This window comes from Stenotrophomonas sp. ASS1 (assembly GCF_004346925.1).
GTDB lineage: Bacteria > Pseudomonadota > Gammaproteobacteria > Xanthomonadales > Xanthomonadaceae > Stenotrophomonas > Stenotrophomonas maltophilia_A.
The window spans coordinates 1,942,271-1,967,082 of sequence record NZ_CP031167.1; the positions used below are offsets into that span (position 1 = coordinate 1,942,271).

Annotated in this window: 24 protein-coding genes and 1 tRNA gene; 13 read left to right on the top strand and 12 right to left on the bottom strand. The window is 61.9% G+C overall.

Going from position 1 to position 24,812, the window contains the following annotated elements; genetic code table 11:
* Positions 1 to 30 precede the first annotated feature (30 nt).
* The 5 genes from MG068_RS09240 to MG068_RS09260 all read left to right on the top strand — a co-directional run bounded on the left by MG068_RS09240 (position 31) and on the right by MG068_RS09260 (position 5,536).
* A complete protein-coding gene (locus tag MG068_RS09240; protein WP_132809984.1) occupies positions 31 to 1,479 on the top strand; it encodes a polysaccharide biosynthesis protein in 1,449 nt (482 codons plus the stop codon).
* Complete coding sequence (locus MG068_RS09245; protein WP_132809985.1) at positions 1,476 to 2,654, top strand: glycosyltransferase family 4 protein; 1,179 nt, start codon at positions 1,476 to 1,478, stop codon at positions 2,652 to 2,654. Before MG068_RS09240 ends, MG068_RS09245 begins: the two co-directional genes overlap by 4 nt.
* Before the next feature lie 134 nt (positions 2,655 to 2,788).
* Positions 2,789 to 3,112: a hypothetical protein gene (locus MG068_RS21320; protein ID WP_197617937.1), complete on the top strand. Its 324-nt coding sequence runs from the start codon at positions 2,789 to 2,791 to the stop codon at positions 3,110 to 3,112.
* A 10-nt stretch (positions 3,113 to 3,122) separates the two neighbouring features.
* A complete protein-coding gene (locus MG068_RS09255) occupies positions 3,123 to 4,151 on the top strand; it encodes a glycosyltransferase family 4 protein (RefSeq protein WP_132809986.1) in 1,029 nt (342 codons plus the stop codon).
* On the top strand, positions 4,148 to 5,536 hold the full coding sequence (locus MG068_RS09260; protein ID WP_132809987.1) for an O-antigen ligase family protein: 1,389 nt from the start codon (positions 4,148 to 4,150) through the stop codon (positions 5,534 to 5,536). The genes MG068_RS09255 and MG068_RS09260 overlap by 4 nt, the downstream gene beginning before the upstream one ends.
* Positions 5,537 to 5,616: 80 nt before the next feature.
* On the opposite strand, the gene MG068_RS09265 is transcribed toward MG068_RS09260, so the two are convergent.
* The 7 genes from MG068_RS09265 to MG068_RS09295 form a co-directional block, all read right to left on the bottom strand.
* Positions 5,617 to 6,735, bottom strand: coding sequence for a glycosyltransferase family 4 protein (locus tag MG068_RS09265; protein ID WP_132809988.1), 1,119 nt, complete (start codon positions 6,733 to 6,735; stop codon positions 5,617 to 5,619).
* 73 nt (positions 6,736 to 6,808) lie between these two features.
* Complete coding sequence (locus MG068_RS09270) at positions 6,809 to 8,929, bottom strand: YjbH domain-containing protein (RefSeq protein WP_132809989.1); 2,121 nt, start codon at positions 8,927 to 8,929, stop codon at positions 6,809 to 6,811.
* Complete coding sequence (locus MG068_RS09275; protein WP_132809990.1) at positions 8,929 to 9,702, bottom strand: capsule biosynthesis GfcC family protein; 774 nt, start codon at positions 9,700 to 9,702, stop codon at positions 8,929 to 8,931. Before MG068_RS09275 ends, MG068_RS09270 begins: the two co-directional genes overlap by 1 nt.
* Positions 9,699 to 10,391 (bottom strand): YjbF family lipoprotein, encoded by a 693-nt coding sequence (locus tag MG068_RS09280; protein WP_132809991.1) that lies wholly within the window; start codon positions 10,389 to 10,391, stop codon positions 9,699 to 9,701. Before MG068_RS09280 ends, MG068_RS09275 begins: the two co-directional genes overlap by 4 nt.
* Before the next feature lie 13 nt (positions 10,392 to 10,404).
* Positions 10,405 to 11,511, bottom strand: coding sequence for a polysaccharide biosynthesis/export family protein (locus MG068_RS09285; protein ID WP_132809992.1), 1,107 nt, complete (start codon positions 11,509 to 11,511; stop codon positions 10,405 to 10,407).
* Between the two features lie 88 nt (positions 11,512 to 11,599).
* Positions 11,600 to 11,902 (bottom strand): hypothetical protein, encoded by a 303-nt coding sequence (locus MG068_RS09290; protein ID WP_132809993.1) that lies wholly within the window; start codon positions 11,900 to 11,902, stop codon positions 11,600 to 11,602.
* A gap of 109 nt (positions 11,903 to 12,011) precedes the next feature.
* The gene (locus MG068_RS09295) at positions 12,012 to 12,602 is read right to left on the bottom strand and encodes a phosphatase PAP2 family protein (protein WP_132809994.1); all 591 of its coding nucleotides are present in this window, start codon (positions 12,600 to 12,602) and stop codon (positions 12,012 to 12,014) included.
* Positions 12,603 to 12,711: 109 nt separating this feature from the next.
* Between MG068_RS09295 and MG068_RS09300 the strand changes: the two genes are divergently transcribed.
* Positions 12,712 to 12,788 (top strand) — tRNA-Arg (locus tag MG068_RS09300).
* Positions 12,789 to 12,824: 36 nt separating this feature from the next.
* On the opposite strand, the gene MG068_RS09305 is transcribed toward MG068_RS09300, so the two are convergent.
* Positions 12,825 to 13,715 (bottom strand): dihydrodipicolinate synthase family protein, encoded by an 891-nt coding sequence (locus MG068_RS09305; RefSeq protein ID WP_132809995.1) that lies wholly within the window; start codon positions 13,713 to 13,715, stop codon positions 12,825 to 12,827.
* Between the two features lie 117 nt (positions 13,716 to 13,832).
* Between MG068_RS09305 and MG068_RS09310 the strand changes: the two genes are divergently transcribed.
* Positions 13,833 to 14,297, top strand: a complete 465-nt coding sequence (locus MG068_RS09310) for a GNAT family N-acetyltransferase (RefSeq protein ID WP_206138696.1) — start codon at positions 13,833 to 13,835, stop codon at positions 14,295 to 14,297.
* A gap of 7 nt (positions 14,298 to 14,304) precedes the next feature.
* Here MG068_RS09310 and MG068_RS09315 read toward each other — a convergent pair whose 3' ends face one another.
* The gene (locus tag MG068_RS09315) at positions 14,305 to 14,862 is read right to left on the bottom strand and encodes a GNAT family N-acetyltransferase (protein ID WP_132809997.1); all 558 of its coding nucleotides are present in this window, start codon (positions 14,860 to 14,862) and stop codon (positions 14,305 to 14,307) included.
* A gap of 146 nt (positions 14,863 to 15,008) precedes the next feature.
* Between MG068_RS09315 and MG068_RS09320 the strand changes: the two genes are divergently transcribed.
* A complete protein-coding gene (locus MG068_RS09320) occupies positions 15,009 to 15,902 on the top strand; it encodes a helix-turn-helix domain-containing protein (protein ID WP_132809998.1) in 894 nt (297 codons plus the stop codon).
* Here MG068_RS09320 and MG068_RS09325 read toward each other — a convergent pair.
* On the bottom strand, positions 15,850 to 16,680 hold the full coding sequence (locus MG068_RS09325) for a universal stress protein (RefSeq protein WP_032127431.1): 831 nt from the start codon (positions 16,678 to 16,680) through the stop codon (positions 15,850 to 15,852). The two genes, MG068_RS09320 and MG068_RS09325, sit on opposite strands and share 53 nt — an antisense overlap.
* A gap of 171 nt (positions 16,681 to 16,851) precedes the next feature.
* Between MG068_RS09325 and MG068_RS09330 the strand changes: the two genes are divergently transcribed.
* On the top strand, positions 16,852 to 17,418 hold the full coding sequence (locus MG068_RS09330; protein WP_071228897.1) for a TetR/AcrR family transcriptional regulator: 567 nt from the start codon (positions 16,852 to 16,854) through the stop codon (positions 17,416 to 17,418).
* A gap of 31 nt (positions 17,419 to 17,449) precedes the next feature.
* On the opposite strand, the gene MG068_RS09335 is transcribed toward MG068_RS09330, so the two are convergent.
* On the bottom strand, positions 17,450 to 17,809 hold the full coding sequence (locus MG068_RS09335) for a response regulator (protein ID WP_010482617.1): 360 nt from the start codon (positions 17,807 to 17,809) through the stop codon (positions 17,450 to 17,452).
* Positions 17,799 to 18,962 (bottom strand): two-component system sensor histidine kinase NtrB, encoded by a 1,164-nt coding sequence (locus MG068_RS09340; protein WP_071228896.1) that lies wholly within the window; start codon positions 18,960 to 18,962, stop codon positions 17,799 to 17,801. Before MG068_RS09340 ends, MG068_RS09335 begins: the two co-directional genes overlap by 11 nt.
* Positions 18,963 to 19,113: 151 nt before the next feature.
* Between MG068_RS09340 and MG068_RS09345 the strand changes: the two genes are divergently transcribed.
* Genes MG068_RS09345 through MG068_RS09360 form a run of 4 tightly spaced genes read left to right on the top strand, consistent with a single transcriptional unit; the run spans position 19,114 to position 24,750 of the window.
* A complete protein-coding gene (locus MG068_RS09345; protein ID WP_132809999.1) occupies positions 19,114 to 22,224 on the top strand; it encodes a response regulator in 3,111 nt (1,036 codons plus the stop codon).
* The gene (locus MG068_RS09350) at positions 22,221 to 23,045 is read left to right on the top strand and encodes a CheR family methyltransferase (protein WP_032127427.1); all 825 of its coding nucleotides are present in this window, start codon (positions 22,221 to 22,223) and stop codon (positions 23,043 to 23,045) included. The genes MG068_RS09345 and MG068_RS09350 overlap by 4 nt, the downstream gene beginning before the upstream one ends.
* Complete coding sequence (locus MG068_RS09355; RefSeq protein WP_132810000.1) at positions 23,045 to 23,620, top strand: chemotaxis protein CheB; 576 nt, start codon at positions 23,045 to 23,047, stop codon at positions 23,618 to 23,620. The genes MG068_RS09350 and MG068_RS09355 overlap by 1 nt, the downstream gene beginning before the upstream one ends.
* Complete coding sequence (locus MG068_RS09360) at positions 23,617 to 24,750, top strand: hybrid sensor histidine kinase/response regulator (RefSeq protein ID WP_032127426.1); 1,134 nt, start codon at positions 23,617 to 23,619, stop codon at positions 24,748 to 24,750. Before MG068_RS09355 ends, MG068_RS09360 begins: the two co-directional genes overlap by 4 nt.
* Positions 24,751 to 24,812 lie beyond the last annotated feature (62 nt).

Sequence of the window (24,812 nt, forward strand, 5' to 3'; positions counted from 1 at the left end):
CCTGCGATCAATGAATGGAGGGCCACGGAATTGCTAAACAAGATCGGTTCAAAGGAAGGTCGCAGCGGGCGCTACGTGATGATCATCACGTTGCTCCTTGCCAATGTGACGAATCTCCTGATTCAGATCTTCCTTCCGCGTGCGTTGGTGCCCTCGGAGTACGTTAGCTTCTCTGTCTTCTGGGCGTCTGGTCAGCTGCTGGCTGCCATTCTCTTCGAGTGGCTGCGGATTGGAGTAGTTAGATATTCAGAGGCTGGCCGTCCGGAAGATGCCGAGAGGCTGCGCGCGGCACTGAATTTTTGCTATGCGTTTATTGTCGGCGTGACGCTGATGATATCGGTAGTTTGCATGGTGGTCGGTTCGCTTGGGCAGGCTCTTTACTGGGCCGGCTTTGGACTTCTCTATGCCTGCAGTCAGGGTGCTTTCGATTACAGCCAGGCAAGGCTCCGAGCCCAGTTTAGGAACAAGGCATTTGCGGCGAGCTGGGCGTTGAGGAGTGTTCTATCGCTTGCACTGACGCTTGGTGTCGCCTATTGGACAGGAAGTGCGGCGTCGGCCGCATTGGCGCTCTGTGCCTCCTTCCTTGCTTGGCTCATGACCGTGAGTGTATTTAAGTGGCGCCTGCCGTCCCTCGACAAGCAATCCATTGAATTTCTGGTCCGATACGGTATTCCGGCAGCGCTGGCGGGAATACTTGCCTATGCATTGCCTGTTGCGGCACGTCACCTTATTTCCTCCGCGGCGGATTCGGACCAATCCGCGGGAATGCTTCTTGGTATCGACGTCGCGCAGAAGATACTCATGGCAATAGGTGCTGCGCTGAATCTTCTGCTACTGCAGCCGCTCATCCGATCAGTCGATGCTGATGCCGAGTCTGCTCCTGTCGCGCTTGGTGATCATCTCATCCGTGTCATCGCTATTGTGACTCCTGCAGCGGTTTGCCTCGCTTTGGCGATGTATGAGTTAAGGGCGTTTGTCCCCGCTGCCTATGCGCTTGGCTACACCCTGTACATCTGGCCAGCTACGATCGCCATCGCTCTGCTTTGCGTAAAGAGTTTTGGAATTGATGCGATGTTTGTGGTCACTGGGGGAACGCGCTACTCGGCCATCACAAGTGCCATGTCGTTGATCGTAGCAGCGCTCGGATGGGTCTCGCTTCGTACGTTCAGCGCGCTAGGGCCACTGGAAATCTTGGTCTCGCTCGTGATCGCACTTCTGCTTGGTGCGGGTGTTGGTCTGGCATTGGCGCGTAGAAAGTATGGAATTCATGTCAGATGGCGCGATGTGCTTTGTGTCGCGGCAGCATCCCTGGTAGCAGTCGGCATCAACTGGGCCTTGCCAGGCGGTCTGCACGTGCGTTCTGTTCCTGTAGGCGCGTTGGTTGCTGGCGGGATCTATATGAGCTTTTACCTTGTCTGTAATCTGCAGGGTTGCTCCACGCTGATGAGAGGCTTGATGAACAACCGGGTGCGCTCATGAGGATTTCCCTGCTGAACAACCTGTACGCGCCCTATCACGTTGGCGGTGCGGAGAAGTCGGTCGAGTCACTTGCCCATGGGCTGGTGCAGTTGGGCCATGAGGTTTCAGTGCTGACCCTCCATGAGGGTCTCTCGATCGAGGTTGACTCCGGAAGCGGGATCAAAGTAATTCGAATTCCATTGAGGAACTCGTACTGGCCTTTTGGCGCGAAGAAGGTTCGCGCTTCCTGGCGTAAGGCTATCTGGCATGCAAGAGACTTCTTCAATCTGGGGGCGCGAAAAGACCTGGTGCATGCCCTTGGTGAGGTTCGGCCTGAGGTCGTGCATACCAATAATGTCTCGGGATTCTCCGTGTCTGCATGGGATGCCGCTTCGCGAATGGGCATCCCTGTCGTTCACACTGCGCGAGATTATCATCTGCTTCACCCCAACTCCACTTTGTTCGGTGACGGCAAGTCCAAGGAGGAGCTGGCGTTTGACTCGAGACTGTGGGTCGCCGGAAAGCGACCTTTCTCTCGAAAGGTAGCTCATTTTGTGGCTATAAGTGAGTATGTAAAAGAAATTCATCTTCGTGCCGGCCTGTTCGAGCGCGATTCGGCCAGCGTAATCTACAATTCGGTCAGTGCTCCTGATGCGGATTATTGCCCGGCGCTCCTCGAGGATCAGAAGGTATATGGATTTATCGGTCGACTGGATCCATCTAAGGGGATTGAAAAATTTATTGAAGCCGCCAAACTGCGGCCAGATCTGCGTTGGGTCATCGCAGGTGATGGAAGGTCGGACTATGTCGACTCGCTCCGTCGCTCTGCCCCATCGAATGTGGAGTTTATAGGAAAGGCTCGTCCTTCCTCATTCTTTGCGCAAATCAATGTCCTGGTAATTCCGTCGCTGTGGGCCGAGCCTCTTGGGCGGGTCGCAATCGAAGCTTACATGCACGGAGTTCCCGTTGTTTCATCTGGCCTAGGGGGGCTTGGTGACATCGTTAAGGACGGTTGTACCGGATTTCTATTTGATCCTTTCAGTGTCGAAAGTTTGCTCGGCGCCGTAGAGAAGATCGACGCATCAGACTTCAATGGTCTTGCTTCCAATTGCAGGATCTATTCGAACGAGTTCACTGAGCGAGCGGTCGCGACGCAGTACGTGGATGTCTACCAGAAAGCAAGGGCAAAATTCTAATGGGGCTGCTGCACGATCTGAGGGCGCCGCGTGAGCGCGGTTTTCACGGGCGCTTGGTTATTTCGATAATGCTATTGGAGCGAAGCTGTGGCTGGAAAGCGCCATTCCGCTTGCTTAGAAGGATCATTTGTCAAATGGTCTATCACTGCGAGATCAATCCCGCATCATTCGTTTCATCTTCCGCAATCGCGTCACTTCGATTGCCTCATCCTTACCTAATTGTTGTGCATCGTGACGTGGAAATTGGTGAGAGAGTAACTTTCTTTCATGGTGTAACCATTGGCGCTCGCGAAGGTCGACATACGGGTGTCCCCGTAATCGGTAGCGATTGCTACCTGGGTACGGGTGCGACTGTTATAGGCCCTTTGCGCCTCGGTGACGGGGCGCGGATTGGTGCGAATTGTCTTGTGCTTTCGGATGTTGCCGCCGGCGAGACAGTAGTGAGCAATAGGGTCTAAGGGGAATCGCATGTTCAAGCGGGATCAGTTCTTCTTTGATGATCGGTGGGACGGTCCGACGGGTATCGGCCGCTATTGCAGGGAGTTGAAGCGTCGATTCTCGTCGAGCTTATCTCTTCCGTTGCGGGGAAACCCTGCGGGGGCTCTGGATGTAATCTGGTTAACCGCATTCATGCTCCTTAATGGGCGTGCAAGGGTTGTTTCCCCTGGATTTGCTGCGCCTTTGCTGGGGCTTTCGCGGTTTGTACTGTCTGTGCATGACCTTAACCACGTGGATACCAGTCATAACACTGGATTTCTTAAGAGGCTTTACTATCGATGCGTCCTGCTGAGGGCGTGCCGAAAGGCGGCAGTGGTGCTTACAGTTTCGGAATTCTCCAAGAATAGGATACTGGCATGGTCTGGGGCATCTGCCGACCGTGTAGTAGTAGTTGGCAATGGTGTTTCGGAGGTTTTTCTCAGTAGCTCAAAGAATGATGTGACTCGAGATGCGGGGAGTGGTTACATCCTCTGCGTGGGAAATCGGAAAGCGCATAAGAATGAGCAGGCGGCCGTACGTGCATTGGCGGGACTGGAGGACTACCCAGAGTTGAGCTTAGTCTTCTCGGGAGAGCCATCTGATGACCTCGTGGAACTTGCGCGGCAGCTTGGAGTAGGGAATCGAGTTCGCTTCACTGGATTCGTGAGTGAGGAGCAGTTGGCTTCGTTGTACGCCAATGCATCCTTGCTACTGTTTCCATCCTTCTATGAAGGGTTCGGCTTGCCTGCCGTAGAGGCAATGGCAACTGGCTGCCCTGTAATTGCATCGAGGACAACCGCACTGGGAGAGGTCTGCAATGACGCCGCAGTGCTAGTGTCGCCAGAAGCAGACGAGGAGATCATAACGGCTGTTGATGCAGTACTTGCCTCAGTCGATTTGCGGCTGGAGCTCAAGCAGCGTGGGTTGCGGCGGGCAGATGTCTTTTCCTGGACGGCGGTGCATCAGCGGGCAGAGGCGGCCGTTGCTGGAGCATTTGGCATTAAGGTTCCCCTGAAATGATCATGCGGGCGAATTTTCCCGTTGTTCCATCGGCTGGGGGCCGGGTAGAGGGTCAGTTCGGTTTGCGGTCCTGGCTTTCCTTTGCAATCATTGTATGCATTGGTTTTCAACAGTTTCCTGTGGTTCGTATTGGTGGTTCGTTTAGGCTTTACGAACTTTTGGCGTTGGCGCTACTAATGGTCTCAATAGCATCCAGGTCTATATTCAGGCAGCGTGAACTATGGTCGTTCGCATTTCTGGTGCTCTCGCCGGTGCTCTCGCTAGTCATTTTCTGGGTCGCTTGGAAGGATGACATCAGTGGATACTACGAACGATTTGGCGTACTCGGACAGCTTCGCTACACCGCCTTGGCGGCGACGGTGGTCCCGTGTTTCTATTTCCTGCTTTGTTGGGTTGCATTCTCTGAGATAAGTCGATCGAAGGCGCTTTTTGGTAGGCGTGATCTGGTTATTCGTTGGATTGTGTATTCTGGAAATTTCATAGGTTTGTTTGCGTTGTTCGCCGCGTTCATGAACGGTGTTCTTGGCGTTCAAACTCCAATCCAGTTGCTTCCTGAGTTCGTGCAGAATGTGGGGAAAATTAGCTACGGCTTCAGGGCGTATGGGTTCAGTCAGGAGCCTAGCTTTTATGTGCTCTATCAGGGTTGGGTAATTCTGTTGACCTACTACTATCGACATCTCTTTTCCAGGATTCTGGGGTTATATTTTCTAATTATTGCCGCAGTTTGCTTGATTTTGACAATGTCGAGTGCCCTGATCGGACTTGTTGGCGCTGTTGGGCTGACAAGCCTCATGGTTGGCAGTGTCAGGGGCAGGATGAAGCGGATTGCCGTCTTCGCGGCACTTCTGGCGATTGCTCTTGGTGCTGCGTATCTTGCGGGGTATGGCGGAATGCTTGAGTATGCGTTCTATCACAAGCTGGTAGGATTCTTTTCCGTGCCGACAACCACGTTGGACTCCGGGCAGTTTCGGGCTTACACATCATTGGTCGGTCTGGAGATTTTCAAAGAGTATCCGATAACTGGCGTTGGTCCGGGCGCGAGCATTTTCTTTATGCACGCGCATGAGTACAAGATTCCTATTTATGTCTTTGGCGAGAGTTTGAATCCAGGCTCATTCCCGCAGAATTCGTACGCCGCGATTCTTGCAGAGCTGGGTCTCATTGGTTTTGTTTTCTTTCTGATGTTCTCGTTCTATATTTCTGCAAAGGTTCTCAAGTGCGCGCGTCGCAGTGATGAGGCGCTGCCTTATCTGGTAGGGGTTGTCTTTACTCTTGCGTCGCTACTTTCAATTGCGCCTGCCTATTCCATGTTTATCTGGGTTTTTCCGGCATTCGCACTTTGTGTCGTAAATGGATTGGAGCGAGGACGCCGGGAGCTTGGCTAGACCTCATTGAAGCCATAGAAAAAGCCCGGAGTTCATCCGGGCTTTTTCTATGGCTGAATTCGGTGCCGAAGTGGCGTGCTCTATCCTTCTTTCCCCGCGAGGGTGCTTGCTGCAGAGATTTCCGTTCTCAGGCGTTCACGAAACGAGTTTGGATTAAAGGTCCCGGCATGTCTTGCAATCTGGGCATGATCCCATTGGCGTAGATCAGACTCGAATCGACTAATTGCATCAATTATGGATTCTGCGCTCTGGCACTCAAAGAATGTGCCTGTCTCGCCCTCGATGACGCTATCCAGAATTCCCCCTTTCCCAAACGCAATCACCGGCGTTCCAAACGCTTGCGCTTCCACCGGCGCAATACCAAAGTCCTCTTCAGCCGCAAACACGAAGGCGCGTGCCTCGGCAAGATGCTTCTCGAGCACTTCCTGGGGCTGGTATCCGAGAACGCTCACGTTGTGCTTGGCGAGCCGCTTCATCTGATCCAGCATTGGGCCGCTGCCAATAACAACAAGCTTGCGATCAGGCATTCGATTGAACGCTTCGATGATAAGGTCGATGCGCTTGTAGGGCACCAGCCGGGAAGCGGTGACGTAGTAGTCTTGGCGGATAGAGCTGGGGAGAGTCTCCGGGATATCAACTGGTGGCGGGATCACAACAGATTCGCGCCCGTAGACCTTGCGAATACGCCGAGCAATGAACGTCGAGTTGGCGATGAAATGGTCCACACCGTTGGCGGTCCGAACGTCCCACATGCGAATATAGGAGAGAATGATCCGTGCGATGGCACTCTTCAGGCCCCGGTCCAGCCCGGATTCGCGCAGATACTGCGGCTGAAGGTCCCAAGCATAGCGAATCGGGGAGTGGCAGTAGCACACATGGACTTGATCTGGGCCAGTGAGCACGCCTTTGGCTACTGCGTAGCTGCTTGATAGAACAAGGTCGAAGCCGCTGAGATCAAACTGCTCGATGGCAAGCGGCATGAGCGGAAGATAACTCCGATAGCTTTTGCGTGCACGTGGCAGTTTCTGGATGAAACTGGTGTGAACCTTGTGGCTGCCAAGGAAAGAGCGATCTTCCTCAGGGAGGAAGTCCACCAGAGTGAATATCTCTGCGTGGGGGTACAGCAGTAGCATCTGCTTCAGTACCTTCTCGGCACCTGCATTGACTGTAAGCCAGTCGTGGATGATTGCTACACGCATGTTGTTCTTCCTTGCAGACTTCGATGTTGCCTGTTCAATTGGGTGGAATCGAGATGGCTCGATTTCCATGGGCTTACTTTGCGATGTTTTCGAGATTGTCGAAGAAGAAGTCCGGGTCCCGCTCCGACGTCAATTGGTAAAGCGAGTAGCTTCGACTCAATCGCGCGCCACCGTCTCGATATAGTGGATTCCAGGCGAACGTCGCACGGGCGCGAGTCGAACGAGGCAGCAGGAAGTCGAAGGGAATCGAAATGAAGATGCCCTTGTCGAAGCTGCCTTCGCCAAAGTCCTTGGACGAAACGTCGGTCTTGGTGGCGTATGCGCCCATGTTGACGCCATTGTCGAAGGCGCGCGCAACCGAGATTGTGGCGCCCCAGTCCTTCGCCAGGTAGCGGCCGGCGCTGATCATGCTGGTGATCTTGTGCTCATCGCCCCACTGATAATAGAAGCTGGCGTGGCCGGTGGTGGTGCTGTAGTCGCGGAAGCTGAAGCGCTGATCGAAATCGCGCTGCTTCACCCAGTTCAGCTCGGCCCCTAGCGCCCACCGCTCGTTTAGGGGGCGGTACAGAAGCTCGCCGCCCACGCCGCCATACATGGCCTCGAACAAGCCGGCATATGCCGAGCCATACAGGTCCTTGCCCAACTGATGATTGCTGGTGAACTGCAGGTTGGTCAGGGTCAGGTCTTCCGTAGTCAGGTACCTACGGATGTTCGTGCGGACCCGGGGCAGGTTGCTTGGCGCGTCGTAGCGGAAGCGGTTGTAGTTGTTGTACGCGTTGTAGCTGACCGTTCCACTCAGCCAGGTGTTCCGCGTGAAGTGAAGATTGGCCGAGTAGGTGCCTGCGACCTGGAACAGGAAGAAGCCATCCGGTCCACCCAGCTGCTGCTGGTATCCAATATTGAACGCGCCGTCAAAGCGCTGAAGCGGCGCTGTGTACAGGCTCTCGCGGCGCTGCTGCGCAGGCGCTGCCTGCTCGATGTGGCCCGCCAGCTCGCTCAGCGGGATGCGATTGTCGAGGTAGCTGTTGAAGGCGCTGCGCTCGATGCTGCTCTCCACGACAGGAATGCCGAGGCGGGTGTTCTGGATTGTGAACCACGTGGAATCGGGGGGTAGATCCGCGTCAAGGATGCGTGCGGCCCGGCCAATACCCTGGGCCGGGTAGTAGAACCGGCGCTGTTCGCCACTGACGATAACTTCCGAGCCGCGCCGGCTGATGTCCGTGACACGGAGGCCAGCGTTCTCTTCCAGCGTCCGGCTCAGTGCGGGCCAGTCAATGTCATCCATTGACTGAGTCGGGGGTTCTGCTGAAATGCGTGCGACTGGCGGCGGGTCGAGCAATTTTGGCGTTGACTTCGCTCGAGCCACATTGCCGCGCAAGGTAATGCCGAACATGGCTGTGTCGCCCCGTTCCCAGCCAAGATGCAGTTGCACGTTGGGATTCACGGCATAGCTTGCGCCCAGGTTGATCGGGCTCTTCTGAGTCTGATTGTTGTTCTGTGGTTCGCGCTTGTAGTCGTTGCCGTCATACTCAAGCTTCAGCTGCAGGGGTTCCCATGGGGTCTGGTAAGCGATGCCGCCGAAGATGCCGACGGGACCGCGGAACATGCCCTTGCTGTTGAAGTTGCCGGTGCCCTGCGTGCGCGGACGCTCTTCAAAGCGATCGCTGATCACCCGAAGCGGATTCGAGAAGTCTCCTCGATTGCCGATGTAGCCGGTGGCAAGACCAAGGCTTGCATCGATCGGTCCGAACCGCTTGCTTGCAACCAGGTACTCGCTGGAGAACAGGCCGGTACCACCGATATCGCGGAAGCCTGCGGACACCTCGGGGGCCCATCGGCTTTCCTGCCACAGCCTGATCTTGAGGTCGATCGACTTGTCCTTGTAGTTCTGCTTGCCGCTCAGCCATTCCGGGCCATAGCGTCGGTTCGCTACCGATACATAGCGGAATGCGCCTTCAACCCATGGCAGGGGCTGCATCACCACGTTGTAGCGGCTGTAGGGCGAGGTATGGCTTGCGGTGAAGCTCACCTCGCCGTCGTCGGCCATGCGTGCGGTGGGGGTCTGCAGCAGACCAACGCCGCCCCAATCGCTGGCGGTAGGGGCGGGGGCTGTTTGTGCGTGCAATACAGCGCTGACGCTCAGGCTGAGAAGGGCAACACTGGCGCGTGCCAGTGGGATGGAGCGATGGCGCATCAGTATGAAACTCCGGGTGCATCCAGCACCTGGGTGGCAAGGAAGCGCACGGCATCCTCGTTGACATCGGGGGCAATAGTGCGGATCTTCGCAGCGCTCAATGGTACGTAGATCACGGCGCCTGGCGCCAAGCGCACTGGAGCGCTCCGGTTCCACAGCGCCACGCCGAGCTGCTGCACCTTGCCGTCGGGTTGGATGACGTAGAGATCGTCAGGGCTCGCCACCGGCAGCAAGGCACACGCGTTGCGGTAGCTTCGTGCGTCAAGTGTGGCTTGATGCTGCAGCTTGCACGGCTGTACGACCGCGCCAACAACCTGCACGGTTTCTGGTCGGCCAGGATAGACGACGCGGTCGCCCGCCAGCGCGGGCCGATTCTCCGAGGCACTGGCTTCCAGGCGGCGCGGATCAAGAAGCTGCGGTTCGCGCCCGGTCACTGGCAGGTCACCGAGCTCGCGCGCCAGCTGTGCGGCCGCGTCGGCAAGCTCCGGGGCATCCTGCTGGGAGGCGAGTGTTTCAAGATCGAAGAGCAGGCCCGCTTTGAGGCGGGTCTGTGGCATCAGTGCACGTTGCCGAAGAAGGGCGGTGCCCAGCATATAGGCTTCTTCATCCGGCGCTGCAGCGAGTGCGGCTGCGCTGAGACGGGCCTCGGCGGGAAGCGTGTGCATGCCGGGATTGCGGACATGGCCGGCCGCTTCGATGTTGATCGGCGATGAGGCATGCGCATGTGAGGCCAGCGCCAGTGCCAGCCCAAGGATGATCGGTCGCAGTGTCATCGGTTCTGCAGGTCCTGCGAGTAGGGCTTGAGCTGGACAACTTCAAGGCTGGTGTCGGGTGCAATGGCCTGGATGCTCTTCCAGATGAACCCGTTGGCAGGATCGACCCAGTAGTGGTTGTCGCGCTTCCAGCCGTCGCCCTGAAGTCGCTCCCGCACGTGCAACAGCTCGCGCTCGCTCTCCAGGATATGGACCTTCTCCTTGCCCAGGGTGGTCAGGGTGCCGGTGACGCTCATTCCATACCGGTAATCAGGCATGACGTCGTAATGGCGCTGCACGGTCGTGCCATCCGCTATCCGATGCAGCGCGTGGAAGGGGGAATCCCCTTCGAGCGTCATGTCCTCAAGTTCCGGGCTGCTGCCATGGGTTCCGACGACGATGCCATCCCTGAGGAAGACGATGCTTCGCTCGGAGCTGTACCACGCCTGGCGCCCGGAGTCGATGTTGCCAAGTACCAGAACGGCGCCACCCGCTGGACCGGTGACCTTGATCTGCGGGAATCGATTGGTGGCCACCTCGGTGGCCGTGGGTTCCACGTTGGGCTTGCCCCGAAGCGCCATCTGCACCGACTTGACGCTGGTCTTGCCCACAACGCCGCAACTGGTTGCGGTGATGAGTACAAGCAAGGCCAGCGCCACGGGGCGCTGGCGGTTTGCACGTCGGGTGGCAGCCTGAGCGATCCTGCTCACGGTAGAGACCACGTTACTTGTCCAGATCGTTGCGCGCGCTGGCAGCGTTGCTGATGATGGCGGTGAAGGGTAGCAGCTGGTTCACGAACCGGCTCCAGCGGGTCACGCCAGCGGCGCCGACAAACACGACATCGCCGGGCTGCAGGTCGAACTGGCTGGCCACGGCAAATGCAGCGGGTGACTTCGCTTCCAGGTGGAACACCTGCGACGGAGTGCTCTGCAGGTCATTCGAGCCGCGGATCACGTAGACAGCGTTGCCGTTGGAGGTGGTCTGCAACAGGCCGCGTGCTCGGCCAAGTGCCTGGCTCAGGGAAATCTCGCCGGTCTTGAAGTTCAGTGCACCGGGTTGATTGACTTCACCTACCACGAACACTTCCTTGTGATCCAGGTAAGGCACGTAAATATGATCGCCGGCAGCCAGGAACACATTGGTGTCGCCTCCGCCGTTGCGGCCAAGTCGATCCAGGTCGATGGTGTAGGTGGTGCCGTTGCGGGTGAGGCGTACGCCGGAGAGGTCCGCTTGCGTCGGGTCCAGGCCCGCTTGGCTGATGGCATCGCCCAACGTCAAGGGCACGACCGTGAGCGCAACGGTGGCGGGCTGGCGCGAGGCGCCGGTAACCCACACGCGTTGGCTTGCGTACGTCAGTAGTGATACATCCACCTGTGGCGCCTCGATGTAGCGGGCGAGCTTGGATGTCAGCTCTTCACGCAGCTCTGCAGGTGTCTTGCCCGACGCGCTGATCTTGCCGATGTAGGGATAGAACAGTGTTCCATCCGATTGGACGGGGCGGCCGGCAGCATTCAATTGCTGTTGGGGGCCAGCGGGTACCGTCAGTTCGGGATGATCCCATACGGTGATGTAGAGAATGTCGCCCGCACCGATGCGGTAGGGGCCCGGCTGATACTGGGTCAGGGCGGCGGGCAGTGCCGCGACATCGCGAGTGGCGCGCTCCATGGCGATCAGCTTGGGCGTGATCGGAATCAGTTCGATCTGGTCGTTGCCAATGGGCTGATCATCGCGAGCGAAGGTGCTCGAGCGAAGATGCTGGCCTGGCGCCCACATGCAGCCGGTCAGGGTGAGTGCCACCGTCATTGTGGCTACGAAACGCTTGCAGTCCATCGAAATCTGTTCCTGGCCCGATCGGGCATGAAAAAACCCTCGCCGAACTGACGCCCGGCGAGGGCGGGGTGCTACGTCGGCGTGTCGATCAGCGGGTGGTGCCGGTCGTGCCGGTGGTGCCCGTGGTGCCGGTCGGCGGGTTGGTGGTGCCGCCACCATTGTTGTTGCCCGCGTCATCCTTGCTGCTGTCCGCAGCAACGCTGTACAGCACGCCAGCAGCGGCAACGCCCAGGCCCACGGTGGCGACGGTGGTCAGGGTGCCGGTGGCGGCAGCGCCAGCAGCTTCAGCGCCAGCAACTTCAGCGCTGGTTTCGGCGGCGACAGGAGCTTCCTGAGCGAACACCGGCGAGGACAGACCCAGCAGGGCCAGGGCGGCAATCATCTTCTTCATCTACGGGGTCTCCTACTCCGTGAGGGAAATTTTTCCACCGCTATGTTGGCTGCTATTCATTTGCCCTGTCAAGGAACGTGAAGGAAATGTGGAGTCGCGTTGGCGGTTCTCAGAAATGCTGGAAGATCTCGGTCCTGCCAGAGATGAGCTTTGCCAACGCGATGACGAGCTGGTGTGTGTGGACATCGGGCAATGCGAGGGGCGGGACCATTCCCGCGAGTACGGCAGCAACTGCTGCCACTGCGCTTGGTCGAGACGAGGGACCCGCGGCGTGCGTTGCCCACGTGCTGCAGCCCAATCCAAGCATCAGCCCGGCAATGACCTCCGAAAGGCTGTGCGCATGTAGCGGGATTCGTGACCAGGCAATGGCGGTGGCCAGCAGCACGCCGATTGCCAGGCCGATCGCCCGTGCGCGCTTGCCGGGGCCGGCAAGCAGTACACCAACGACTGGATAGACGACACTGGACATCGCGGCGTGCCCGGAGAAACCGGTGAAGTGCACGCTCTTGATGCCAATCCCCCAGCCCATGAAGGCCAGCTTTGAGGCAAGCGTGACGCCGGCGGTGACGGCGATGGCCAGCAGCCATCGCCATTTCAGGCGTGCGTCTGCACGGGGCAGGGTGATCAGTAGCACTAGGGCCATCGGCAGCAGCCAGCGGCTGTCGCCGAGGGCGGAGAGGGTTCGCCAGACGTCGGACATCCAGTTCACAACGGGTCGCGGCGGGCCAGCATATCTACTCCGAGTGCCCTGCAGAACGCCCCGCGCTTGGTCCATTCAGCCAGACGAGGTATCCTTTCCCGCTGCCAATGGCCCCGTAGCTCAGCTGGATAGAGCGTCCCCCTCCTAAGGGGAAGGTCGCCCGTTCGAATCGGGCCGGGGTCACCATCTTCCGCAGGCGCCTGGCAGCCGCACTCCGGGGTTCTACAACAACCCCCGCCCGCCCAGCACCGCCGCCACCTCCTCGCGCTCGCCACCACGCAGCCCCTGCAACGGCAGCGGCAGGCAGTCCTCGCAGCACAGTCCCAGCAGTGCCGCCGCGCAGGCCATGACGCGAATCCCGCCGAACCGGTCGTACAGGGACCACAGCGGCGCCAGCCGGGCAGACAGGGCAATAGCACCCTCTTCATCGTCACTACCCACGGCCCGCATGATCTGCAGCGCAACCTCGGGGAACAGTCCGGCGGTCACCGAATACCAGCCATCGCACCCCGCCAGCAGTCCACGCACCGCCGAGGCGTCACCACTGACGCCCAGGGTCACATGTGCGGGAACACACGCACGGAGTGCAGCAACGCGCGCGTCAGCCTCGACGGGATCATCAGCGAGGCGCGGAATCTTGATCGAAGCGATGTTGGGCAGCGCGGCGATCCGGCCATGCAAGGCATCGGAGAAGCGGAAGTGCGTGGTGCCTGGATTGTCGTAGACGCAGATCGGTGTACGCACCGCCGTACAAATGGTCTCAAACAGTGCTTGCACCTCATGGTCCTTCAGGGGGTGGTAAGACACGGGGGCGAGCAGCAGGCCTGCAGCACCTGCATCCTCGGCGTCCAGGGCCAGCTCCAGCACATCGTGGGTACGCAGTGCACCGATGCCGGCGATGACCGGTACGCCTCCTGCGTGCGCCAGGGCTTCGCGAAGCACGCGCTTGCGCTCGTGCTTCTCCAGATAGGCGTAGCTGCCAGTGGAGCCAAGCACGCCCATCGAATCAACATCGGAATCGGCCAGGCGCTCGATCAGTCCGGCAAACGCACGAAAGTCGATGCCGGCTTCAGAGAGCGGGGTCAGTGGAAACCCGCTGAGGCCTTTGAACATGGGATCTCCCGAAGGGGGAATGGGCTGGACGCCTGGAATTGTTTATTGTCCTATGACAAAACTCAAGTGTCGCCACGCAGCGTGTCTAATCGCCACGAATGACGCACCATGCGGGTCATGAAACCAAGCCTTTGCGCCGTCCAGCCTTCCCACTACGACACCATTGCCGATTGGCTTGATTCCGCCGAGGCCACCCAGCGCTGGGCGGGCCCCGGCGTGCCGTTTCCCTTGCCGCAGGAACGGTTCGCGCAGGTGCTCGAACTCGGGCCGAGGCCGGGCTGGGCGCTGCTGGACGAGCAGGGCCGGTGCCTGGGCTTTGGCCAGTACTGGATGACAGACGCCGGCACCGCGCACCTGGGTCGCATCATTGTTTCCCCGCTGGCACGCGGGCGCGGCCTTGGCCGGCTGCTCATGCAGGCCTTGAGTACACAGGCACTGCGCGAAGACGGTGTGCAGCGCCTCACGTTGCGCGTCTATCGTGACAACGCAGCTGCCGTGGCCCTGTATCGCGACCTCGGTTTCCAGCAGGTTGATGCGTCCTCGACGCCGGAACTTCTGTTCATGCAGCGCACGTCGGCCTGAACTTCGCTCATGCTGGCAAGGTGGCCTGCAGGGCAAACCATTGCTCGCGGGTGATGCGGCTGATGTGCTCGGTGCGGTAGTCGCCGAGGAAGCTGTTGAACTTGTTCACTTCGGTATGGTGATGCTGGAAACCGCATTTGCTCTGTGCGCTGAGCGATTGCAGGTTGTCAGCGAAGTAGCCGCACCACAGTGCGTCCAGTTCCAGTTGCATGAAGGCGTGCCGCATCACTTCGCGCACCGCTTCGGGCACCAGTCCGCGGCCCCAGTACGGAACGCCGATCCAGTAGGCGATCTCACCCTCTCGATCGCTGATCTCGAAGTTGCTGTCGGTGCCGATCAGGATGCCGACACAGCCGATCGCGTGGCCGTCCTCGCGGCTCTGCAGCGCGTAGACCTCTGGCCGGTTGAAGACGGTGCGGATGATTTCGGTACTTTCCTCAACGCTGGTGTGCACCGGCCAGCCGGCGATGGGGCCCACGCGCGGGTCGCGGGCGTACTCGTACAGATCGGCAGCGTCGGTGTCGCGCCAGGGGCGAAGGATCAAGCGTTCGGTGTGCAGCTGCATGTCAATTCCACGGGAACAAAGAGAGTGCACAGGCTAGGGCGCCAGGCGCGATCGGCCCAGAGCGGGACCTTGATGGTTTCGGTACTTTTCACAACGGGTGGCCGAGCCCGGGTATGCTGGGGCCCGGAATACAGCCGGATCGGCCCATGGATCGCGTACCCCAGCTCCTGGACCAGGACGAATCCATGCGCCTGGAGGTCAGTACGCTGGCCGAAGGGCAAGGCATCCCGTTGTCGTTCGGCCACGCTTATCTGGCGGTGCTGGTATGCGTATCGGGGCGCGCACGCTTTGCACTGAACTTCCGCGAGGTAGCGGTGCAGCGGCACGATGTGCTGGTGCTGGCAGAGGACACGCTGGCGCTGCTGCGGCAGCGCTCACGCGGCTTTCTGGCGGTGGTCTGCCTGATGCCCAAGGCGCTGGCATCGGAGGTGGCCTATGTGCTGCCCAATGCACTGTTCAAGTTCCTGCACGATCAGCCCCACTGCGTGCCGTCGCCGCTGGACGTGCCGCTGCTGCAGGGCTGGCTGCAGCAGTTGATGGATGCACAGCACAATGGCGGCCGCTATCGTCACGTGATGCTGCGCAACCTGCTGCAGACGTTCTTCCTCAAATTCGCAACGCTGTTGCCGGCGCGCAGTCTGGCCGTGGCGCAGGTCAGCCGACGCGAGCGCTTGGCCTGGAATTTCTGGGAACTGGTCGGTGAGCGCAGTACGCGCCAGCGCGACGTGCAGTCCTATGCCGACGCGCTGTGCATCACCCCGTTCTATCTTTCGCAGCTGACCCGCGAGTGCTTCGACGAAACGCCAAAGGCGTTGATTGATCGCCAGGTGGTGCTGGAAATCAAGGCGCTGCTGACCTACAGCGAATTACCGATCGGTCGCATCGCCGAGCGACTGTGCTTCGAGGATGCGTCCTACCTGTGCCGCTACTTCCGGCGGCACACCGGGCAGTCGCTGACCGGCTATCGCCGGGCAGGGCAGGGCGGCACTAGTGCGACACGAACAAGGGCGCCGGTACTTCGGCCAGCAGATCCTCGGTGACCCCGCCGAGCACACGCTCGACCACCCGGCTGCGGCTGTAGGGGCCCAGCACCAGCAGGTCGGCGTCGGCATCGAGCACGTGCTGGCGGATGGTCGCGGCAACGCCGCCCTGGCTTGAACTGATCGCCTGGATCTCTACTTCGACGCCGTGCCGCGCCAGGTGCTGGGCCATCTCGGCGCCAGGTGTGGCCTCGGCCTTGGGCGTGTCGACCATCAGCAGGTGCACCGCTTTCGCACGTGCGAGCAGCGGCAACGCATCGGCTACCGCACGACGTGCCTGCTTGCTGGCATTCCAGGCCACCACGATGCGATGGCCGACCTGGTCGCCATGCCAATGCGGTGGCACCAGCAGCATCGGCACGCCGGTCTGGCGCAGCGTTCCCAGCGGGTGCCAGCCAGAAGGGGCGCCGGGAGTACGCGGATAGCCGGCGATGATCAGGTCGCAGTACAGCGACTGCAGGGCCAGGTCGGCGCCGCCGAGATAGTCCGAGACGATGCGCAGTTCGGTGCTGATCTGCAGCGGCTCGGACACGGCACGCAGGTTCTGCATCAGCTGCGCGGTGCAGGCGGCATCCGCGCGCGCCTCGTGGTCGAGCGCGGCGGCGATGCCGGCACCGCGCGCGAAGCCGTTGGCGATGTCGGTGGGATGCTGGGCGGTGGAGACCGCGACCAGATGGGCCTGCTGTGCCTGCGCCAGATGGGCGGCGATGTTGAGAACGCGGTCCCCGGTGTCGCTGGCGTCGAACAACACAGCGATATCGCGTAGTGGATGCAGCATGGCGTTGTCTCCTTCGATGCCTGTGACGCGTTCCCTGCCGTGCACCGACCCGGGTGCACCGGACGCATCCCTGTTTTAGCGCATCGGTGATCCGAATGAATCATCTTTGATTCAGTTTATTAATTGGTGATTCATGCTAGCGTGAGGGCGAACCCACACCTCAGCGCTTTCATGCGACCTGCCGCAGCACGCACCCGCCGCGACCTGCCCCACGCGCTGGCGGCCACCCTGGTCAGCCATCCACGCTGCACCCTCAGCGAACTCGCGCGCGGGGCCGGTATCAGCCGCGCGACCCTGTACCGGTTTGCGCCCACCCGGGAGGCGATCGACGAGGCACTGTTCGCGGCCGGCTTCGAGCGCGTGGAAGCGGCGGCGGTCTGGTTCGATGAGGGCGGTGACGCGCGCCACGTGCTGGAGCAAGTCACCGCCACGCTGCTGGCGGACTGGGAGCTGGTAACGCTGCTGTTCGCGCGGATGATGGAAGAGCAGCAGCGCCAGGGTGACCTGCATCTGCTGCCGGAGCGCTGGGCGCCGATCGGCGAGCGCTTCGAGGCCTTCTTCCTGCGTGGTCAGGCGGCCGGAGAGTTCAATGTTGGTTTCACCGCAGTGTGGCTCGCGGACTTCTACTGGACCTGCTTCTACGGCATCACCTGGTCACTGGCGCGCGGTCGGCTGGCGCCGGCAGCGGCAGCCTCTACACTGCTGGCTTCGTTCCAGCGGGGAGCGATGACGGGTTGACCGCAGGGCCCTGCTGCCGGGGCAACGTGGATTACGCCTGCTTCAACAACTGCACCAACTGGCGCAGCCGATACGGCTTGGGCAGGAATTCCACCTGTTCCGGCAGGGGCGGCAGTTGCGAGCGCGCATAACCGGACGACAGGATCATCCGCGCCTGCGGCTGTTCGCGCGCCACATGCTCGCTCAGTTCGATGCCGGACATGCCGTTGGGCATGCTGACGTCGCTGAACACCACGTCGAAACGCGCTTCGCCCTTCAGCAGGGCGGCGGCCTCATGCGCATCGGCGGTCGTGGCCACGTCGATGCCGAGGTCGCGCAGGGCCAGGCCGATCATTTCACGCAGATCGGTCTGGTCTTCCACCATCAATACGCGGATCGGGTCATCGGTCATCGGCAGGGTCCTCCATTGCGGGGAGCAGCAGGCTGACCGTGGTGCCGACACCGGGCGTGGTGGACACGTCGACGAAGCCGCCGCTCTGGGTAGTGAATCCGAACACCTGGCTCAGGCCCAGGCCGCTGCCTTTGCCGATGTCCTTGGTGGTGAAGAACGGCTCGGTCGCCCGTTCGGCGATGTCGGCCGCCATCCCGTGGCCCTCATCGCAGACGCTGAGGGTGACATAGCCACGTTGCAGCGTGGAGTCCGCATCCGGATCGAGGCGATGTTCCAGCGCAGTGCCGATCAGGATGCGGCCGCCTTCAAGGGTAGCATCCGCGGCATTGGCGACCAGATTGGCCAGCGCCGTCTGCAGCTGCAGCGCATCGGTGTTGATCGCAGGCAGGCCGGGCGCCAGCTGGGCATCCAGCACCACCGTGGGCGGGCAGGCGCGTTGCAGGTCCGGCAGCCACTGCCGTATCAGCGCATTGATATCCAGTGGTTCGCGGATCAGGGTCTGGCCGGTGCTGAAGGCCAGCAGCTGGCGGGTCAGCAGCGCACCACGATCGGTCGCAGTCTGCGCCGCACCAAGCAGCTCGGCGGCCCGTGCATCGTCACCGTTCACGCGCAGGGACAGCAGGTCCAGGGCGTTGCCGATGGTGGTCAACAGATTGTTGAACTCGTGCGACAGCCCGCGGCTGAGGCGGCCGACGGTCTCGAACTGTTGGGTATTGCGCAGCGCACGCTGGGCATCACGCAGCAGCCGCTGTGCCTGCCACTGCTCGGTGATGTCGCGGGTGATCTTGACGAAGCCGAGCAGCTCGCCTGCTTCGACGACCGGCTCGATGACCACGCTGGCACGGAAAGAAGAGCCATCGCGGCGCACCCGCCAGCCTTCACTGGCGACGTGACCGTGCTGCGCTGCGAGGCGGAGCAGGCGCTGCGGTTCCCCTGCCTCGCGGTCGGCGGCCAGGTAGAAGCGACCAAAGTGGGTACCCACCACTTCATCGGCTGAGTAGCCCTTGATGCGCTCCGCACCCGGGTTCCAGCTGCAGACGATGCCATCAGGATCAAGCAGGTACAGCGCATGGTCGCGCACGCTGTCGATCAGCAGTCGCAGTTGGCGGGAAGGGTCCGTCAGTACGGACGTCGTAGAGGCGGCAGCGTCCACGTAAAAATAAGTGTTACCCCTGTGAGGGACGTGAAGCTAGGCATTCAAGTGTGAAGGAGGCGTGGAGGCGGGACACGTGCCATTTGTCCTGTGCGGCTGAATACGACACGGAGTACCATCACCCACCCTTTGTGTTCTGGAACCGACCTGCATGCGTCCTGGTGCGACTACGCGTGACCGCTGGATCTGGATGACCTCCGCCGTACTGCTGGCTGCGACCATTGCGCTGGAACTGGTGGTTCCGCTGGGCTATGCCGTCTGGCTGGCGTATTTCCTCGCCGTTGGCGTCACGCTGTTCCAGCGCAGTGCACGCGCGCCGTTCATCGTGGCCGTCGTCGCCTGCATCCTGTTGATCATCGGCTACAACGTTGCCCCGGCCAGCTCCAACTCGGCGTTCTCGTTCGTCAACCGCAGCATTGGCGGGTGTGCGTTCCTGATGATCGCGCTGATCGTCTCCCGCGCCATCCAGGCGCGGCGCGACGCGATGCGCGCGCTGTGGCTGCAGGAGGCCGAGAACGCGGTGGCGATGAGCCTGCGCGGTGATCTGGGTCCGGAGCAGATCGCCGAGGCGGCGGCAACCAGCCTGGGGGCTCAGCTGCAGGCCGACGTCGCCGCCGTCTACCGTCTGGAAGGGGGAAGACTGCAGCTGACCGGCGGTCTGGCGTTGCCGTCCGGTATGCCGGCGTCGCTGGCATTGCAGGAGGGCGTGGCCGGGCAGGTGGCACGGGACGAACGCATCCGCCACCTGCATGGGGGGGATGATGCGGTGCTTGAGCTGCAGACCAGCCTGGGGCGGTTGCCGGTGCGCGAGCGCATCCTGGCGCCGATCAGCAGCGATGGTGCGGTGGTGGGCATCATTGAACTGGGACGCACCCGCGCCGGCGAACAGGATCGACTCGATATCGAGCTGCTGGAGCGCTGTGCCGAGACCATCGGCATGGCGCTGCGTGCCTCGCTGTTGCGCGCGCAATTGGTGGTGCTGCTGGAGGAATCGCAGCGCCAGGGCGAGGAGCTGCAGGCCCAGCAGGAAGAGCTGCGCGTGGCCAATGAGGAACTGGAAGAACAGAGCCGCAGCCTGCTGCAGTCGCAGAGCCATCTGGAAGAACAGCAGGCCGAGCTGGAACAGAGCAACGTCCAGCTGGAAGAGCGCACCCACGAGCTGGAGGCGCAGAAGCAGGCGCTGCTGGTCGCGCAGAGCCAGCTGGTGCGCAACAGCAACGAACTGGCCGCCACCTCGCGCTACAAGTCCGAGTTCCTGGCCAACATGTCGCACGAGCTGCGCACGCCGCTGAACAGCTCGCTGATCCTGGCCAAGCTGCTGGCCGACAACAAGGACGGCACGCTCACCGAGGAACAGGTGAAGTATGCGCGTGCGATCCTGTCGTCCAACAACGATCTGCTGGCGCTGATCAACGACATCCTGGACCTGTCGCGCATCGAGGCCGGCCACGTCGAGCTGGCCGATGAAGTGGTGGTGACCGACAGCGTGCTGCAGCGCCTGCGCGAGACCTTCGAGCCGATGGCGCGGCAGAAGGGCCTGGCCCTGCAGATCGAGGCCGATGCGCTGGCGCCGAGCCAGCTGGTGGTCGACAGCCAGCGCCTGCAGCAGATCCTGAAGAACCTGCTGGCCAATGCGGTGAAGTTCACCGAGCATGGCAAGGTCAGCCTGCACGTGCGTGCGGGCGGTCAAGGACGCATCCGTTTCGAGGTCTGCGACAGCGGTATCGGCATTGCCCGCGAGCAGCTGCAGGTCATCTTCGAAGCCTTCCGCCAGGCCGATGGCAGCACCCGCCGCCGCTACGGTGGCACCGGCCTGGGCCTGTCGATCTCGCGCGATCTGGCCGAGCGCATGGGTGGCAGCATCCAGGTCGACAGTGAACCGGGTCGCGGCAGCTGTTTCATCCTGGAACTGCCGTTGCAGGGCGCGCCGGTTTCGGAACCGGGCGAAGTGCCTGCCGCCGCCTCAATAGCGCCTGCGCCGCAGCCTGCGCCGCCGATCGCTGCGCGCACCGCTGTCGCACCGACCGTTGCATCCGTGGCGCCCGCCACCGCCAGCGTGGCCGATGACCGCAGCCGTCGCCAACGCGCCGGCCGCTTGATCCTGGCCGTCGAGGACGACGCTACCTTCGCCGAAGCGCTGGTGGCCCTGGCGCATGAACTGGACTTCGACTGCGTGGTGGCCGGGACCGCCGAAGAGGCGCTGACCCTGGCCAGCGAACTGCGCCCCAACGGCATCCTGCTCGATATCGGCCTGCCGGACGTGTCCGGCCTGAGCGTGCTGGAGCGCCTGAAGCGCAACCCCGATACCCGGCATATCCCGGTGCACGTGGTTTCGGCGATGGACCGCAGCCAGGTGGCGCGCGAGCTGGGTGCGATTGGTTTCGCGATCAAGCCGACCACGCGCGAGCGGCTGGTGACGGCCATCGAACAGCTGGAACAGACCAGCCAGCGCGACGTGCGGCGCCTGCTGATCGTCGAGGACGACAGCGAGCTGCGCCACAACCTGGAACTGTTGCTGGGCCGTGATCAGCTCCAGATCGTTGCAGTGGGAACGCTGGCCGGCGCGCTGGAGCAGCTCAGCACGGTCACCTTCGACTGCATGGTGATGGACCTGTCGCTGCCCGACGGCAGCGGCTACGACCTGCTCGAGCACATGGCCGGCAACGATGATGTCGGCTTCCCGCCGGTGATCGTCTATACCGGTCGCGCGCTCGGCCGCGAGGAAGAGCAGCGCCTGCGCCGCTATTCGAAGAGCATCATCATCAAGGGCGCGCGTTCGCCCGAACGCCTGCTGGATGAAGTCACCCTGTTCCTGCACAGCGTGGAAGCCAGCCTGCCCACCGACCAGCAGCGCCTGCTGCGCGAGGCCCGCCGTCGCGACACCGTGCTCGATGGCCGTACTGTTTTGCTGGCCGAGGATGACGTGCGCAACATCTTCGCGCTGTCCAGCGTGCTTGAGCCGCTGGGCGTGACGCTGGAGATCGCGCGTAACGGCCAGGAAGCGGTGGATCGCCTGGCTGAGCGCGAGGTCGACCTGGTGCTGATGGACATCATGATGCCGGAGAAGGACGGCCTGGCCGCGATGCGCGAGATCCGCGCGCAACGTCACCTGCAGGACCTGCCGATCATCGCGCTGACCGCCAAGGCCATGCCCGATGACCGCGAGCGGTGCCTGCAGGCCGGTGCCAACGACTACATCGCCAAGCCCATCGACGTCGACAAGCTGGTCTCGCTGTGCCGGGTCTGGTGCTCGCGGCAATGAACGAACAGGCGTTGTTCGACCTGGAGCTGAAGGTCCTGCTGGAGGCGCTGTACCAGCGCTACCACTACGATTTCCGCAGCTATGCGGTGTCGTCGCTGCGCCGGCGCATGCGCCAGGCGATGCAGCGCTATGAGTGCGAACGGCTGGTCGACCTGCAGTACCGGCTGCTGCACGAGCCGGAGCTGTTCGCCCAGGCCATGCAGTTCTTCACCGTGCAGGTCTCGGAGATGTTCCGTGATCCAGCGTATTTCCGTGAACTGCGCGAGCAGGTGGTGCCGGTACTGCGCACCTATCCCTCGGTGAAGCTGTGGGTGGCCGGTTGCAGCACCGGTGAGGAAGTGTGGTCGCTGGCGATCCTGCTGCATGAGGAAGGCCTGCTTGATCGCAGCATCGTCTATGCCACCGACATCAATCCGGCCGCGCTGGCCACCGCCGAGGCGGGCGCCTATGGTATCGACCGGATGGCCCAGTTCAGCCGCAACTATCTGGCGGCCGGTGGCACGGCGTCGTTGTCCGACTACTATGCCACGGCCTACGACGGCGCGGTGTTCGACCGCCAGCTGCGCCGCAACGTGGTGTTCGCCGACCACAGCCTGGCGACCGATACCGTGTTCTCCGAAGTGCACCTGGTGTCGTGCCGCAACGTGCTGATCTATTTCAACCGCGACCTGCAGGACCGCGCTGTCGGCCTGTTCCGCGAAGCGCTGGTGCACCGGGGCTTCCTCGGTCTTGGCAGCAAGGAATCGCTGCAGTTCGGATGCCACCATGACGCCTTCGAGGTCTGTTCGCGCGAGCACCGCCTGTACCGGAAGGTGGCCTGATGGCGCTGCCGGCGCGTCCTGCCGTGCTGGTGATCGGCGCGTCTGCCGGTGGCGTGGCGGCCCTGCAGGCGGTACTCGGTGCGCTGCCGGCGACGCTGCAGGTGCCGGTACTGGCCGTGCTGCACCTGCCGCGTGACCGTACCAGCCGCATCGCCGAGGTGCTGGCGCCGTACTGCGCGCTGCCGCTGCGCGAAGCCGAGGACAAGCAGCCGCTGCGGCCGGGCACGGTGACGTTCGCGCCGCCGGATTACCACCTGCTGGTGGAGGACGAGGGGGTGGTGGCGTTGTCGGTGGATGCGCCGGTGCTGTTCTCCCGTCCGGCCATCGATCCGCTTTTCGACTCCGCTGCTGCGGTGTTCGGCAGGCGGGTATTGGCCCTGCTGCTGACCGGTGCCAGCAGTGATGGAAGCGAGGGCGTTGCCGCCGTGCGCCGCGCCGGTGGCCGTGCCTGGCTGCAATGTCCCGAGGAAGCCGAAGCGTCGATGATGCCGGCCTCCGCCCTGCAGTACGCCGGCGCCGATGCCGTGCTGCCCCTTGAACTGATGTGTCGTCGCCTGAAGGAGTTGTTTGCATGAACCTGCTGCCACCGGACCCTGCGCAGTCGCAGTCCCCGGTCAACCTGCTGATCGTCGATGACGTGCCGCAGAACCTGGTGGCCATGCAGGCGCTGCTGCAGCGCGAAGGCGTGAATCTGCTGCTGGCCGGTTCCGGCGCGCAGGCGCTGGAGCTGCTGCTCGAGCACGAGGTGGCACTGGCCCTGCTGGACGTGCACATGCCGGAGATCGATGGCTTCACCCTGGCCGAACTGATGCGCGGTTCGCATCGCAGCCGCGACGTGCCGATCATCTTCCTGACCGCCTCCCCGGATGATCCCCTGCGCGTGTTCAAGGGCTACGAGAGCGGTGCGGTCGATTTCCTGCACAAGCCGGTGGCGCCGCAGGTGATCCTGAGCAAGGTCAACGTCTTCATCGAGCTGTACCAGCAGCGGCAGCTGCTGAAGGCGCGCAACGAGGCGCTGGAACGCGCGCTCAAGCTCAACGAAACAATGGCGGCGGTGCTGACCCACGACCTGCGCACGCCGCTGTCGGCGATCCTGCTGTGCAGTGACAAGCTGGCGATGGAGATCCCGCAGGACAATGCGGGCGCGCAGCAGACCCTGCAGTACCTGGAGGCCAGCACTCTGCGCATGGCACGCATGGTCGAACAGCTGCTGGACTTCTCACGGATCCGCAGCGGCGGCCTGCGCCTGCAGGCCAGTGCCTGCGATCTGGCCGACGTGACCCGCGCGGTGGTGGCCGAAGCGGGCAGCGCGCATGGCGCGGACCGGATCCATCTGGACATGCACGGCGATACGCGGCTGCAGGGCGATCTGGACCGTCTCGGCCAGGTTGCCGCCAATCTGGTCGGCAACGCGCTCACCCATGGCAGCGAGGCGAGGGTGGAGGTGGACGGGCGCGACCCGCGCAGCGTGCTGCTGCGGGTCAGCAATGCCGGCCGGATCGACGACGCGCTGCTGCCGCGGCTGTTCGAACCGTTCAAGGCCAGCTTCCACCAGAGCAAGGGCCTGGGGCTGGGCCTGTATATCGTCGATCAGTTCGTGCGTGCGCACGGGGGGCGCATCGCAGCGCGCAACGAGGCCGGGCAGGTGGTGTTCGAAGCCCTGCTGCCGAGACGCGCAGAAGGGCTGCCTGCAGCGGCAAACTGAATTCTTCAGGAAACATCCACGGGCACTGAGACGGACTCGTCCGCAACTGCTACCGTGGGTGT

What these genes read in the sequence shown, in the direction of transcription:
- MG068_RS09245 (WP_132809985.1), top strand. Translation starts at nt 1,476, where the DNA reads ATGAGGATTTCCCTGCTGAACAACCTGTACGCGCCCTATCACGTTGGC.
- MG068_RS21320 (WP_197617937.1), top strand. Translation starts at nt 2,789, where the DNA reads ATGGTCTATCACTGCGAGATCAATCCCGCATCATTCGTTTCATCTTCC.
- MG068_RS09255 (WP_132809986.1), top strand. Translation starts at nt 3,123, where the DNA reads ATGTTCAAGCGGGATCAGTTCTTCTTTGATGATCGGTGGGACGGTCCG.
- MG068_RS09260 (WP_132809987.1), top strand. Translation starts at nt 4,148, where the DNA reads ATGATCATGCGGGCGAATTTTCCCGTTGTTCCATCGGCTGGGGGCCGG.
- MG068_RS09265 (WP_132809988.1), bottom strand. Translation starts at nt 6,735, where the DNA reads ATGCGTGTAGCAATCATCCACGACTGGCTTACAGTCAATGCAGGTGCC.
- MG068_RS09270 (WP_132809989.1), bottom strand. Translation starts at nt 8,929, where the DNA reads ATGCGCCATCGCTCCATCCCACTGGCACGCGCCAGTGTTGCCCTTCTC.
- MG068_RS09275 (WP_132809990.1), bottom strand. Translation starts at nt 9,702, where the DNA reads ATGACACTGCGACCGATCATCCTTGGGCTGGCACTGGCGCTGGCCTCA.
- MG068_RS09285 (WP_132809992.1), bottom strand. Translation starts at nt 11,511, where the DNA reads ATGGACTGCAAGCGTTTCGTAGCCACAATGACGGTGGCACTCACCCTG.
- MG068_RS09290 (WP_132809993.1), bottom strand. Translation starts at nt 11,902, where the DNA reads ATGAAGAAGATGATTGCCGCCCTGGCCCTGCTGGGTCTGTCCTCGCCG.
- MG068_RS09295 (WP_132809994.1), bottom strand. Translation starts at nt 12,602, where the DNA reads ATGTCCGACGTCTGGCGAACCCTCTCCGCCCTCGGCGACAGCCGCTGG.
- MG068_RS09305 (WP_132809995.1), bottom strand. Translation starts at nt 13,715, where the DNA reads ATGTTCAAAGGCCTCAGCGGGTTTCCACTGACCCCGCTCTCTGAAGCC.
- MG068_RS09310 (WP_206138696.1), top strand. Translation starts at nt 13,833, where the DNA reads ATGAAACCAAGCCTTTGCGCCGTCCAGCCTTCCCACTACGACACCATT.
- MG068_RS09315 (WP_132809997.1), bottom strand. Translation starts at nt 14,862, where the DNA reads ATGCAGCTGCACACCGAACGCTTGATCCTTCGCCCCTGGCGCGACACC.
- MG068_RS09320 (WP_132809998.1), top strand. Translation starts at nt 15,009, where the DNA reads ATGGATCGCGTACCCCAGCTCCTGGACCAGGACGAATCCATGCGCCTG.
- MG068_RS09325 (WP_032127431.1), bottom strand. Translation starts at nt 16,680, where the DNA reads ATGCTGCATCCACTACGCGATATCGCTGTGTTGTTCGACGCCAGCGAC.
- MG068_RS09330 (WP_071228897.1), top strand. Translation starts at nt 16,852, where the DNA reads ATGCGACCTGCCGCAGCACGCACCCGCCGCGACCTGCCCCACGCGCTG.
- MG068_RS09335 (WP_010482617.1), bottom strand. Translation starts at nt 17,809, where the DNA reads ATGACCGATGACCCGATCCGCGTATTGATGGTGGAAGACCAGACCGAT.
- MG068_RS09345 (WP_132809999.1), top strand. Translation starts at nt 19,114, where the DNA reads ATGCGTCCTGGTGCGACTACGCGTGACCGCTGGATCTGGATGACCTCC.
- MG068_RS09350 (WP_032127427.1), top strand. Translation starts at nt 22,221, where the DNA reads ATGAACGAACAGGCGTTGTTCGACCTGGAGCTGAAGGTCCTGCTGGAG.
- MG068_RS09355 (WP_132810000.1), top strand. Translation starts at nt 23,045, where the DNA reads ATGGCGCTGCCGGCGCGTCCTGCCGTGCTGGTGATCGGCGCGTCTGCC.
- MG068_RS09360 (WP_032127426.1), top strand. Translation starts at nt 23,617, where the DNA reads ATGAACCTGCTGCCACCGGACCCTGCGCAGTCGCAGTCCCCGGTCAAC.